General features: G+C 72.2%; 9 protein-coding genes. 6 read left to right on the top strand and 3 right to left on the bottom strand.

The features are described 5' to 3' along the window. Window positions 1–23 precede the first annotated feature (23 nt). Window positions 24–1,142 (bottom strand): MFS transporter, encoded by a 1,119-nt coding sequence (locus ACFKCF_RS38765; RefSeq protein ID WP_394500281.1) that lies wholly within the window; start codon window positions 1,140–1,142, stop codon window positions 24–26. Window positions 1,143–1,203: 61 nt separating this feature from the next. On the opposite strand from ACFKCF_RS38765, the gene ACFKCF_RS38760 reads away from it, so the two are divergent. Beyond that, entirely contained in the window at window positions 1,204–1,950 is a 747-nt protein-coding gene (locus tag ACFKCF_RS38760; protein WP_394500280.1) for a class I SAM-dependent methyltransferase, read from the top strand. A 566-nt stretch (window positions 1,951–2,516) separates the two neighbouring features. Here ACFKCF_RS38760 and ACFKCF_RS38755 read toward each other — a convergent pair. Then, entirely contained in the window at window positions 2,517–3,431 is a 915-nt protein-coding gene (locus ACFKCF_RS38755) for an NAD(P)-dependent oxidoreductase (RefSeq protein WP_394500279.1), read from the bottom strand. A gap of 38 nt (window positions 3,432–3,469) precedes the next feature. Here ACFKCF_RS38755 and ACFKCF_RS38750 point away from each other — a divergent pair, with 38 nt between their 5' ends. The 5 genes from ACFKCF_RS38750 to ACFKCF_RS38730 all read left to right on the top strand — a co-directional run bounded on the left by ACFKCF_RS38750 (window position 3,470) and on the right by ACFKCF_RS38730 (window position 11,702). Further along, the gene (locus ACFKCF_RS38750) at window positions 3,470–4,048 is read left to right on the top strand and encodes a TetR/AcrR family transcriptional regulator (protein ID WP_394500278.1); all 579 of its coding nucleotides are present in this window, start codon (window positions 3,470–3,472) and stop codon (window positions 4,046–4,048) included. Window positions 4,049–4,737: 689 nt separating this feature from the next. After that, window positions 4,738–5,670, top strand: a complete 933-nt coding sequence (locus tag ACFKCF_RS38745; RefSeq protein ID WP_394500277.1) for an ABC transporter ATP-binding protein — start codon at window positions 4,738–4,740, stop codon at window positions 5,668–5,670. Continuing rightward, window positions 5,667–6,407, top strand: a complete 741-nt coding sequence (locus ACFKCF_RS38740) for an ABC transporter ATP-binding protein (protein ID WP_394500276.1) — start codon at window positions 5,667–5,669, stop codon at window positions 6,405–6,407. Before ACFKCF_RS38745 ends, ACFKCF_RS38740 begins: the two co-directional genes overlap by 4 nt. A 16-nt stretch (window positions 6,408–6,423) precedes the next feature. After that, the gene (locus ACFKCF_RS38735) at window positions 6,424–9,594 is read left to right on the top strand and encodes an FtsX-like permease family protein (RefSeq protein WP_394500275.1); all 3,171 of its coding nucleotides are present in this window, start codon (window positions 6,424–6,426) and stop codon (window positions 9,592–9,594) included. Beyond that, window positions 9,591–11,702, top strand: coding sequence for an FtsX-like permease family protein (locus ACFKCF_RS38730; RefSeq protein ID WP_394500274.1), 2,112 nt, complete (start codon window positions 9,591–9,593; stop codon window positions 11,700–11,702). Before ACFKCF_RS38735 ends, ACFKCF_RS38730 begins: the two co-directional genes overlap by 4 nt. 260 nt (window positions 11,703–11,962) lie before the next feature. Here the strand turns inward: ACFKCF_RS38730 and ACFKCF_RS38725 are convergent, their stop codons facing one another. After that, window positions 11,963–12,877: an NmrA family NAD(P)-binding protein gene (locus ACFKCF_RS38725; RefSeq protein ID WP_394500273.1), complete on the bottom strand. Its 915-nt coding sequence runs from the start codon at window positions 12,875–12,877 to the stop codon at window positions 11,963–11,965. Window positions 12,878–12,939: the final 62 nt, after the last annotated feature.

The raw sequence follows: 12,939 nt of genomic DNA, 5'->3' as shown, positions 1-12,939 counted from the left end.
TCGGCGCAGATTCCGTTCGACTTTCAGTCTGTCGCTGTGGCCGTGCGGACCGTTTTGCTCAGTGTCGCCGCGAGGGCGAGGAACGTGAGCCACCCGGCCAGGACGAGGGTCAGCGTCGGCGCCCCGAACAAGGTGATCAAGGCACCGCCGGCCATGGTCCCGATGGCGGCGGCGCCGCTGGTGAGGGTGTCGATCGCGCTGGTGACCCGCCCGCGGAGAGCGTCGGGGGTGACGCTCAGCCGGTAGGTGTCCAGGGCGACGTTGTAGATCGGCGAGACCACCGACTCGGCGAACGCCACGATCAGCAGGAGCCACCACGTCGGTGCCAGCGCGTAGAAGGGGAAGGTCAGGGCCTCAGCCCACAACATGGTGATGGACAGCGCCCCGAGTGGAAATCGGCGGGTGAGCGCAGGCGCCAGCAGGCTCCCGAGAAGTGCGCCGATGGCGGCGCCGGTGAAGACGATGCCTACCTGCGTGGGGTTGGTGTGCAGGTGCTGGGCCAGCATGATGATCAGGAGGTAGCCGGCGCCGTAACGCAGACTGTCTCCCGCCTCGAGCAGGGCCAGCGTTCGAATCACACGTTTGCGCCACAGCCAGGACAGGCCGTGACCGATGTCAGCCAGGAGGTCACGCGGCGTTGCTGTGGCCGTGGCTCGTTCCTGCTGGAAGCCGGCGCGGATGGCGCGCAGGGCCGCGGCCGAGGCCAGGAACGAAACGGCGTTGAACGCGAACGGGACCATCCGGCCTAGGGCGTAGGCGACGCCGGCCAGGGAGGCGCCGACGATCCGCAGGGTGCTGGACATCGCCCCGGTCGCTGCGAGTGCCCTGGACAGGTCGGCCCTGGTGACTATGTTCGGGAGCGCTGAGCTGCTCGCTGCCCCGAACAGGGTGCTGAGGACGCCGTTCAGGACCGCGATGGCGTACAACTGCGGCATGCCCAGCACTCCGCAGGCCGCGGCGATGGGGACGGTGGCGGTCAGGATTCCGCGGCCGATCTCGCACCAGATCATCGTGGTCTTACGATCCCAGCGGTCGGCCAGGGCGCCGGCCACGAGTCCGAAGACGAGGTAGGCGATGGTCTGCAGGCCGAGCACGATGCCGGCGCGGATGACGGTAAAGCTGTTGTCGCGGCTGTGGCACACACGCTTGAATCAGCAGGCCATCACGGCCAACTGCGGATGAGGCGGAAGGAGGAAACGCTTCATGAGTGAAGCGTTCTACTCGCACGCGAGGCTGTATGACCTGATGTTCCCGGGCGGCGGGCCCGCAGTCGATTTCTACCGGGCTGAGGCCAATCGACAAGGCGGGCGCGTGTTGGAACTCGGGTGCGGCACCGGGCACAAGCTGATCCCCATCGCGTCCGACGGGCATCCGTGCGTCGGCTTGGACTTCTCGTCAGACATGCTGGCTGAGGCTCAGCGTAAGGCGAACGAGCGCGGTGTGGCGGTGGAATGGGTGCAGAGCGACATGCGGGCCTTCGACCTGGGCCGCACATTCGACTTCGTGTTCATCACAGCCAATTCCCTATTGCATCTGCATGATGCTGAGGATCTGGTGAGCTGCTTCCGGTCGGTTCGACGACACCTGGCGCCTGGAGCACGGTTCGTCTTCGATGTGTTCAACCCGAGCGTGCGCCTGCTTGCCGAAGCCGATGGCGTGCGGCGCACCCGTGAGTCGTTCATGGATCCTGACCGTGGCAACGTCAGCGTCGATGTCGCTGAGATCTACGATGCGCCCGCGCAAGTCACACGCGGGACGTGGCACTTCTCGACTGACTCCGAGCCCGACTTCGTCGTCGCACCGCTCGAGATCAGGAGCATCTTCCCGCAGGAGCTGCCGCTGCTCGTCTCGCTCGGCGGCCTTCGGCTCGTCGAGCGCTTCGGCGACTGGTCCGGTCGACCATTTGCCGTAGACACGCCGCTTCAACTCTGCATCTGCGAGTCCGCGTGACTGAAAGCGAGAGCATAGTCTCGGTCAAGCAAATTCGCCCTGGCGAACGACACCCCCCACCATCGGCAGGCACCTCTACAGCCCGCGTCGTACCGGGGGTGCCGGTAATGAAGCGGCCACCATGGCCGGAGTAGCTGTGTGTGGTCGTCCCGGAGCTTGGGGTTCAGACAACCGGTTTCCGGACACCATGCGCGGGCATGGGACTCGCCCCCGACTGGCTCGCCAGCCGCTCTCCGCGCAATAGACCCCATCAACGCTCATGACGCGCCCGAGAAGAGGCCGTGGTTCGCCTGACTAGCGGCCCCCTAAGTCGGCCAGGGCGCGCATTGTTCCCCCAGGCCGGTCTCGGCTCACCACTTGATCCCTCTAGACGGTCAACAGTGTGGCGGCTCGCCGTAGCGACGGGAGTCCCAGGCCACCACGACAAAGAAGGCCACAGGTCGCTGCCGCCAATTTCTGCACTCAGCATCCTCGGATGCCGCTTGGCGGAATTTCCGGCCAGTACCCCGGGCCATCCACCGGCAGGTCGAAAGCATGGCCAAGGCGCGCGGTCGGCTGTCGCCCGCCTACCGGACCGTGGCCCGAATCGTCGCCGCCGTACGCTCCTCGATCGCGCGGATCACCGCCACCATGTCGGTGCCGCCGAGCCCCAAGGCGGCGCTCTCGCCGAACAGGGCGTGGCAGACGTCAAGCAGCGGCGAGGCGATCCCGGCCGCGCGTGCCGCCTCAGCGATCCGCCGGCAGTTGTTGTCCAGGACGTCGGAGATCGCGGCCTGTACGGCGAAGTCCCGGTCGACCAGCTTGGCCGCCTTCGCCTGGGACACGCTGCTCGCCATAGGCCCTGCGTCGAGCACGCTCACGAACCGCCGCAGGTCCAGGCCGTGACGGTCGGCGAAATGGGCCGCCTCGGCCAGGCCGGTGACCATGGTGATCAGGAACAGGTTGACCGAAAGCTTCATGAGCAGCGCGTTCGGGACCGGCCCGCACCCAATCGTCTCATGGCACATCGAGCGGAGCAGCGGGACTACGTCCTGCGTGCCCTGCGGCTCGCCGGCCACCATCGCCACGAGCCGCCCGGCCTCGGCCGGCTTGCGCGAGCCCGAGACCGGCGCCTCGACATAGGCACCGCCGGCGGCGCGGATGTCGGCTTCCAGCCCGCGTGAGTATTCCGGCGAGGTCGTCCCCATGTGGACGATTACGTGCCGCGCGACGTACGTCTCGAACACAGAGGTGCCCCGGCCCAGGACGGCGTCGATCGCCGTGTCGTTGGCCAGCATGAGGATCACGGTACGCGCCTGCTCGAACACCTCGGTGGGGCGCGCCGCCACCTTCGCGCCTGCCGCGCGCAGCGGCTCGCTCCTGGCCGCCGAGCGGTTCCAGACGACGATCTTCATCCCGGCGCGCGCCAGGTTGAGTGCCATGGGCTGCCCCATGACGCCGAGGCCGATGAAACCCGCGTCCATGACCACCTCCCGGGCCATCGTACTATGACAAGCGTCATGAAGGGAGAGGCGGTCAGATGGCGCACGGTCCGAGAGAGCGCATGGTCTACAGCGCGGCGCAGCTGCTGCGGACACGGGGGGTGACAGGGACCGGCATCCGTGACGTGATCGAGCACGCGGGCGCGCCGCGGGGGTCATTCCAGCACTACTTTCCGGGCGGTAAGGACCAGCTCGTCGGCGAGGCGCTGCTCTGGGCCGCCGACTTCGCGGCCGAGCGGGTCGCCTCCTACGCGCGCACCGCTGCCGACCCGTCACCGGCCGGGCTCTTCGCCCACATGGTGGAGCAGTGGAAGGCCGAGTTCTCGGTGCGGGGCTACGAGCGCGGCTGCCCTGTGATGGCCACGGTCGCCGACCTGGCGGGCGGGGAGTCGGCGGTCAACGAGCAGGTACGTGCCGCGCTCGGGCGGTGGGAGCGCGCGGTGGCCGCCGAGCTGGCGCGGCTGGGCGTGCCCGGGGAGCGCGCGGGCGCGGTGGCGACGCTGATGATCGGTGCTCTGGAAGGCGCGATCATGTTCGCCAGGGTCCGTAGGAACGTCGGTCCGCTGGACGCCGTGGTCGCCGAACTATCGCCCTTGCTGGACTCGTACCAGACCTGATGGCCGGGCCCTCCCGACGGCACCCGCGTGGTCATCCGGCGCTCCAACGCACGGTCCACTCCTTGCCCGCCGGAGCTCCGCCAGCAGCCGCACCCGCTGAGCTGGCCGGCGTAGTCGCGGGCGGACTGCGCGAACGTCCTGTCCGGCCGGCCCGTCACGGCGGTGTGCGTGGGCGTGGCACTCAAAGGAGTACAAGGGTGATGCCAAGGTAGCCAGACCCATCCCGTCAGACAGTGTGGGGTCGATGACAGGGCCCCTTCCGGCGCTGACGCCCCAGGCGTGGTCGGAGGCGAAGGGATGCCGTCGGCCACCACCATGCCTTCGATCCGGTGCAGGTCCTCGTACTGTCGGCCAGGCGACCGGCGGTGGCGAAGCAGGTGCCTGGAAGGTCGGAGACCAACGATGCAGGCCGGAGCGGCAGCGGAACGAACTGCCGCGGGCCGGCAGCGTCTCGGCCAGGCTGGCGGACATCCGGTCGTCGTGTTCACCCGCGCAGGCGCGCCCGACCCAGGCCACTGCTCCGACCGGGCAGCCAAGCCAACCCGCAGCTCATGACCGTGAACGGAGTATCGACCCCCTTCACACGAGTGCACGGTGAGATCCGCGGTGTGAAAGAATCTTGGGGTCCGATTTGCGAGGACGATAGAGTCTGCCCCTGAGGCAGAGCCGCGCCGGGGTTGAGGAGGGGGATGTCCATCACGCCCTTGTCCCTGCCGCAGCCTCCTGCGAAGGCGCCGGAGTTCGGACGAGACGCGCTGATCGTGTGCGAGAGCCTGGTGCGGATCTACCAGTCCGGGTCGGTCGAGGTGCAGGCACTGCAGGGGCTGGACCTGGTCGTGGACAGCGGGGAGATGGTGGCCGTCGTCGGAGCGTCCGGGTCGGGGAAGTCGACGTTGTTGTCCATCCTGGCCGGGGTCGACGCTCCCACCGCCGGGCGGGTGCGGGTCGATCAGTGGAATCTGCTGGACATGTCGCGGGCCGATCGTGTCCGGTATCGGCGGCACACCGTGGGGCTCGTACGCCAGCAGACGGCCGCCAACCTCATCCCGTACCTGACCGCGCGGCAGATGGTCGACCTGCCGATGACAGCGGCCCGCACTCCCGGCCGGGTACGCCGCAGGCGCGCCGCCGAGTTGCTGGACCTGCTCGGCGTCGCCGAGTGCGCCGAGCGGCGGCCCGCGCAGCTGTCCGGCGGGCAGCAGATGCGGGTGGCCATCGCGGTGGCCCTTGCCAACGAGCCCAGGGTGCTGCTGGCCGATGAGCCGACCGGGGAACTGGACAGCGCCACGTCGGCCGCGGTGTTCGGGCAGTTGCGGGAGATCAACCGGCGGCTGGGCGTCACCGTCGTCATCGTGACCCACGATCCCGCGGTCAGCGGGCAGGTGGAGCGGACGGTGGCGATTCGCGACGGGCGCACGAGCAGCGAGGTATTGCGGCGTACCGCCACCGGAGACGACGGAGCCCCGCAGGTGATCGCCGAGGAATACGCGGTGATGGACCGGGCAGGGCGGATTCAGGTGCCGCGCGACTACCGGGAGGCGCTGGCGTTGACGCGGCGGGTCCGGCTGGTGCTGGAGGCCGATCACGTCGCGATCCGTCCCGACGGCGGCGGGGCCGGATGAACGGCGAGCCCCTGGTCAGGGTGCGTGGCGTTCATCGCCGGTACGGCAGCGGGGCGACCGCCGTGCACGCGTTGCGGGATGTGACGTTCGAGCTCGCGGCCGGCACCATGACCGCCCTCGTCGGGCGGTCCGGCTCCGGCAAGACCACGCTGCTCAACATCATCGGCGGCCTGGACCGCCCGGACTCCGGTACGGTCCTCGTCGACGGAACGGACGTCACCGCCCTCGACGAGGACGGCCTGTCCCTGCTACGGCGGGAGAAGGTCTCGTACGTCTTCCAGACCTTCGGCCTGATCCCGGTGTTGTCGGCCGCGGAGAACGTGGGCGCCCCGCTGCGGCTGGCCCGCGTACCGCCGGTGGAGCGTGAGCGGCGGGTCGCGCTGCTGCTGGAACTGGTCGGACTGGCCGCCCACGCCGAGCAGCTACCCGCTGAGCTGTCCGGCGGGCAGCAGCAGCGGGTGGCGATCGCCCGGGCGCTGGCCGCCTCGCCCCGGCTGCTGATCGCGGACGAGCCGACCGGGCAGCTGGACGCCGAGACCGGTCTGTCGGTGATGGCACTGCTGCGCGGGGTGGTGGAGTCCGAGGGGGTGACGGCGCTGGTCTCCACGCATGATCAGACGATGCTCGCGCTGGCGGATCGGGTGATCCGCATCAACGACGGGCATCTCGACGAGCATCCCGGCCTGCGCTTTGATGGGCGGCTCGACGGGCGCTCCGACGGTCGGGGCGATTCGTGATCAGTAAGAGTGGTCCGTGCTGAGGCTGGTCGCCCGGCGGGCCCGTGCGCAATGGCCATTGCTGGCAGCCCTCCTGGCCGTCGCCGTGGTCGGCCCCACGCTGCTGGGCACCTGCGCCCTCCTGCTCACCCGTACCGCCGAGCAGGCGCTGGAGACCGCCGCCTCCCGCGCCACCTCCGACCAGATCGACGTCACCGCCTACACCGTCACCATTCGCGGCGAGCACGCGAGATCCGTCGCCGACGACACCCGCGGCGTGCTGACCTCGGCCCTCGCTCCGTTCGCGGCGACGACGGCCGCGCGCGCGTCGTCCGCGATGCGGTCGCTCCCCAGCGCCGGTGTTCCGGCTGTGGCGTACCTGTCGGGGATGGAGGACCTGCCGGCCCGCACCCAACTGGCCGCCGGACGCCTGCCGCGGGCGGGTGTCGCGCCGGCGGAGGCCGTTGTCCTGGAAAGCACCGCACGGCAGCTGGACCTGACCGTCGGCAGCCGGGTCCGCCTCGGCAGAGAGCTGGCCGACGATCCCGACCAGAGGATCGAGGTGAGCGTGGTCGGAGTCGTACGCCCGCGGCCGGGCACCGGCTGGGACCGGGACCCCCTCGCCGCCTCCGGATACGACCTGGCCTATCGCGACGGCCGCTCCGCACAGCCGGTTCACGCGTACGGGCCGTTCATCGTCGACCTCACAGATCTGCTCGGCGGCGGCTCCACCCTCGACCGGCTGGAGATCACCGCCCACCCCGACCTGTCCGCCCCCGCCGGCCGCGACCTCGACACCGTCACCCGGGCCGTGCTCGGCGCCGACCGCCGGCTGGGGCAGACGCTCGGCGACCGGGTACGGATCCAGCGCGTCGCCTCCCGGTTGCCCTCGACCCTGCTGGCCGCCCACGATCAGCAGCGGGTCACCACGGCCGCGGTGCTCGCCGTCGCCGCCATCGGCCTCGTCCTGACCGCGACCGCCCTCGCCCTCGCCGGTCGGCTCAGCGCCGGTCTGCGCAGCGACGAGACCGCCCTGCTGTCCGCGCTGGGTGTCGGCCGCGGTCAACTCGCCGTCGCCGCGCTCGTCGAGGCCGGCGCGCTCGCCGTGCTCGCCACCGCGGTCGCGATCCCGGCCTCGTCCGCCCTGCACGCCGGGCTGACCCGGCTGCCGCCCATGGCCGGGGCCGGGCTCGCCACGCCTTTCGGCGTGAACGCCGTACAGGTGCTGTCCGTCGCCGGCGGCGCGCTGGCGCTGGCGGTGGTGCTCGTCGTGCCCTCGCTGCGGACCTCCTCCGGAGGTATCCGCGGTCGGCGGGAGCTGCTCGCCCGATCCGGCGCCGACCTGCTGCTCGTGGCGCTCGCCGCCGTCGGCTGGTGGCAGTTACGCGATCAGCCGACCGGTTCGGGGTCTCCCGTCGACGCCGTACGGGTGCTCGCTCCCGCGCTGATGCTCATCGCCGGATCCGCGGTGGCGTTGCGCCTGGTGTGGCCCGCGTTGCGCGCTGTGGAACGGCTGGCCGGCCGGGCTCGCGGGCTGATGGTTCCGCTGGCCGCGTTCGAAGCCGCCCGCAGGCCACAGGCGGTCGCGGCGGGGCTGCTCATCGGGCTGGGCTGCGCGGCGGCCACGTACGGGATCGGGTTCGACGCCACGTGGCAGCGCTCCCAGCAGGACCAGGCCGATCTGGCCGTCGGCACCGATCTCGCGCTCACCCTCACCGCCCCTCCCGCCGCCGGGCAGGGCCTGGTGGTCGGCGCGGCCAGCGGGGGAGAGGTGAGCCCGGCCACCGATCGTGGCGTCGCGGTCGGGCAGTGGCTCGGCGGCGCCGGTGACCCGCCGCGGCTGATCGCCGTGGACACCACTCGTGCCGATGCGCTGCTGCGCGGACGGCTGAACGACGGACGCACCTGGAGCGCTGTGGGCGCCGGTCTCGCGCCGCCGACGCGCGCCGCCGGTGTTCCCGTCCCGGCCGGAGCCGCGCTCTCCCTGGTCGCCAACGCGACCGGTACGACGCCGCTCACCGTGACGCCCCGGCTGCTGTTCCAGGATGCGACCGGGCTGCGTACGCCTTGCACCGGTGGACCCATCCCGCTCGACGGCAAAGCGCATCCGCTGCCGGACTGCGCGACGGCCGAAGGGCTCCGGCTGGTCGCGGTGTCCCTTCCGTTCGCGATCGCGACGGGGAACGTGGGCACCGGCCACTCCGCTGCCCTGGCAGATCCCCCGGTGGGGGACAGCCGCGTCGCCGTGACTCTCACCGTGGCGGGAACAGCCTCTGGGGCATCGCCCTGGACCGCCACCTCAGCCGGGCCGGCCCCCGGGCAGCTCGGCAATCCGGCCGTCGCCCTGACCAGCACCTCTGCGGGCACCGAGCTGAGGATGACCACGACCGTCGCACTGAAGGGCCCGCCGGACGCCGCCAGGAACCTGGTCGCCACTGCCTTCCCGGCCCCGGGACCGGTGCCCGTCGCCGTCTCCGCCCGCTTCGCCGACGAGGTGGGCGCCCGGCGCGGCTCCCGGCTCGACCTCACCGTCGGCCTCACCCCCGTACAGGTCAGCGTGGCCGAGGTGCTGCCGGCCGTGCCGTCCGCTCCGGGGGCCGCGGCCATCCTGGCCGACTTCGACGCCCTCTCCCGTGCCCTCGCCGTCAGCGGCGACTTCGACGTGCCCGTGGACGCGTGGTGGGTCGGCCATCCCGCCAGAGGTGATGCGGCCGATCTCCGCCTCGGCAGCGTCACCACGCGCGCGTCCGAGACCGCCCGGCTCACCGGCGGCCCGCTGCGGGCCGGGCTCCCGGCCGTGCTCCGGCTGCTCGTACCGGCCGCAGTGCTGCTGATGATCGCCGGGATCGTCCTGCACGTGACGTTCGACCTGCGGGCCCGCGCGGTCGAGATGGCGCGCCTGCGGGGTCTCGGGATGACCCGGCGCGAGATCCGTACCGTGCTGCTCGGCCAGCACGTCGGCATCCTGCTGCCGCTGCTCGCGGCGGGCGCGGTCGTCGGCGCGCTGGCCACCCGCGTCGTCGCGCCTCTGCTCGTCCGCTCCGACACCGGCGCCGCTCCCGTTCCCGAGGTTCTGCCCGTCTGGCCGTGGGCCGCCGAGGCCGCCCTGCTCACCGGGCTGCTGGCCGGGTGCGCGCTGGCGGTGAGCGCGGTGGTGGTCGTCCAGGCCCGGCTTGCCGATGCCGCGTATCTGCGGGTGGCGTCGTGAGGATCCCGGCACCGCACTGGCCCAGCGTCGTCGGCCGCGCCCGCGCGGACGCCGGGCCGCTGCTCCTGGCCGCCGTCGTGGTGGCGGTCGTCACGCTGCTCGCCGGCGCGATGCCGCCGACGTTGTCCGCGACCGCCGACGCCGCCGTACGGGACGCGGTACGCAGGACCGGCGGCGACCTCCAGGTCCACGCCCGCATGGAAGGCGACGACGGGCCGGCCGGCAGCCGCGTCCGGCACCCCCGCCTCGCTGAGGACGTCGACGACTTCCGAGCCAGGGCGACGGACGAACTCGGCCCCGGCCTGCGCGCCGCCCTGCATCCACCCGTCGCCACCGTCACCAGCCCCACCCTCAAGATCACCGATGGCAGCGTGCTGCGTACGTTCCAGCTCGCCTATGTGGCCCGCGACGGTGGGCCCGACGTGACCTGGATCGCGGGCGGCCCGCCCCGGCCCACCGCCTCCGCGACGGTGGAGGTTCCCTACGGCGCGCCGTCGTGGCCGGTGCGGGTGGGCCTGTCGGAGGCGGACGCCGCCGCTCTCCAGCTCCGTCCCGGCGCCCGCATCCCACTGGCAGACGACCAGGGGAATGTCAAGAAGGTCCAGGTCAGCGGCATCTTCCGGCCTCGGGACAGCGCCGATCCCGCCTGGCGGCTCATCCCCTCGCTGCTGAGTCCCGTCGCCGGCGCGGACGGCACGGGAAGCACCCGGTTCGCCGGGCTGCTGTCACGCGACTCGCTGCCCGACGCCCGGCTCGCCTTCGGCCAGGACGAGTTGCGGCGTACCGTCTGGTTCACGCCCGACCCGACCCGGCTCACCTGGGACGCGGTCCCGTCGGTCGCCGCGAAGGTGGTCGCGCTCAAGGCGGCCTCCGGCTCCTCCGGCGCCCGGGACGGCTCGCTGAAGTGGGAGACCCGGCTCGACGGCGTGTTGCGGAACGTGAGCTCCCAGGTCGACGCCGCGTCCGCGCAAGCGTCCATCCTGCTCATCACCCTGCTCGCCGTCGCGGTCCTGGTCCTGCTGCTCGCCGCCGACCTGCTGGTACGCCGCCGTGCCTCCGCCCTGGCCGCCGCCCGGCAGAGAGGGATGTCGCTACCGGTGATCGGCGGCGAGCTGCTGCTCGAATCCGCCGTGATGGCGCTGCTGGCCGCGGCGGCCGGGCTCGGCCTGGCCCGGGCCGTCGCGCCGGGGGTCTCCTGGGAGTGGGTGGCTCCCGTGGTGGTCACCGCCGTCGCCGCCGGACCGGCGTTCGGCACGCTCACCGCCGCCCGCGCCACCCGGGATCGCCGCGTCCCGGCCAACCGGAGTGCGCGGCGGTGGATGCGTAACACCGTACGACTGCGGCGGGCCGCCCTTGAGACCGGGGTGCTGGCGGCCGCGTCCGGCGCCACCGTCGCTCTGTACCAGCGTGGAATCGGTGGCGGGGTGCTGCCCGCGAGCGCGCCTGCCCTCTGCGCGCTCGCAGGCGCGCTCATGCTGGCACGGGCGCTTCCCCTCGCGATGCGCTTAGTGCTCAAGCGGCTTCTGCGGTCGAGCCGGCCGCTGGCGGTGTTCGGGGCCGCGAGGGCGGCGGCGTCCTGGGACCGGGTGCTACCGCTGCTGGTGCTCGTGACCTCCGTGGCCTTGGCCTCGTACGCGCTCACCTTTGGTGCCGCTGTCGGCCACGGGACCGCGGATGGGCCGCTGGCCTCGGGACTGCTGCGGTTGGCGTGGGTCTCGGCTGTGACCCTGCCGGTTCTGGGCCTGCTGGGACTCGCTCTCGGCACGGCGGCCGGCGCGCCGGAGCGATGGCAGACCCTGACCCGGCTGCGCACCCTCGGGCTGCGGCCCCGGGAGGCTCGCTGGGTCGCCGCCGGAGAGCTGCTGCCGCCGGTGGTGGTCGCCGCTGTGGGCGGTCCGCTGCTCGGGGTGCTGCTCGCCCGCCTGACGTTCGGCTCGCTCGCCCTGCGCCTGCTCACCGGCGCCGATCCGGCCCTGGCGTTGCCGTGGTGGGGGCTCGGCCTGGTGGCGGTCGTGTTCCTGGCGGCGGTCGCCGTCGTGGTGCCCGTCGAATCGGCGCTACGCCGCCGGCGACGGCTGAGCGAGGTGCTCCGCGCGGGCGACAGCTGAGCCGGCCCCCTGCCGGCGAACATGACGACCCCTGCCCGAGCCTGCTCTCAGCGGGCAAGCACGCCGGCCGTGCGACAGCCTGGTGAACGAGGAACTCGACGCGGCCCCGGGGTCCGCGGACCGGAGGCGAGTGGGAGGACGAGCCGGACATCCGGCCTCACTTTCCACGTTGCAGGAGGGCGCGTGGGCAGCGGCACGCCGGGATCATCGGGTTCGCGCCATCAGCTCGCCGATCTCGGGAAGCACGGCGTCCACGACCGTCAGGCGGCGGTGACGTGGGCGCGGATGGCGGCGGCGCCGGAGTCGGCGAGCCAATCGGCGAGGGTGCGCAGGCCGGGGTGGATGGTGCGCAGGGCCTCGATGTCGGCGTGCCAGCGGTGACCGGCCTGCCAGTGTGCGGCGGTCTCGGCGATCTCCGGGCCGAGCCGGGCGGTCTCATCGTCGGTGAGCTGCTCGTACCGGATCGGGAGGCCGGTGGCCGCGCCGATCGCGGCGGCGGCCTCTACTGGGGTCGGTTCGTCGCCGGCGAGTTCCAAGGTGCGTCCGGCGAATCGGGCAGGGTCCGCGAACGCGAGCGCGGCGAACTCGGCGATGTCCTCCAGTGCGATGATCTGCATGGGCTCGTGCGGCGGGAAGAGGTGCCGGTGCACGCCGTCAGGGGAGATGCCGTCGATGCCGACCCCGATGCCGAGATAGTTCGTCATGAACCGGACCGGGCGCAGCACGGTGGGGAGCGCCACGTGGTCGCGCAGGTACTCCTCGATCAGCGTCTTGCCCTGCGCCCTTCGCGGCGGGGCCGATGTGGAGGCGACGGTGCTGAAGACGATCTGCTCGACGCCCGCCCTGGCTGCGGCGTCGATCAGCGCTTTGCCGCGGGCCACCTCGAGCTCCGTTTGCGGTCCGGCCGGGCCGAAGGCCACCGGCGGCACGCCGAACACGGCGGCGGCGCCGTCGAGCGCGGGTGGCAGGCTTGCCGGATCGTCGAAGTCGCCGCGCACGAGCTGGGCACCCGCGGCGGCCAGCTCGGCGGCGCCCGGCGCGGCCGGGTCGCGCACCAGAGCGCGGACCTTGCGGCCTTCGGCGAGCAGCCGGCGGGCGGTGGCGCCGCCCTGTTTGCCGGTGGCGCCGGTGATGAGGATCGGAGCGTCGGTGCCGGCTGGTGTGGCGGTGGTCATGGTGCCCTCCGGAGATGTGGGAGATACTGGATCGATCCGGAATGATCCACCCGCTTCGCCGT

It is taken from the genome of Nonomuraea sp. JJY05 (assembly GCF_043496855.1).
In the GTDB taxonomy this organism is placed as follows: domain Bacteria; phylum Actinomycetota; class Actinomycetes; order Streptosporangiales; family Streptosporangiaceae; genus Nonomuraea.
Note: the sequence above shows the minus strand (reverse complement) of the source record. Positions and strands in the feature narration are given on the sequence as shown.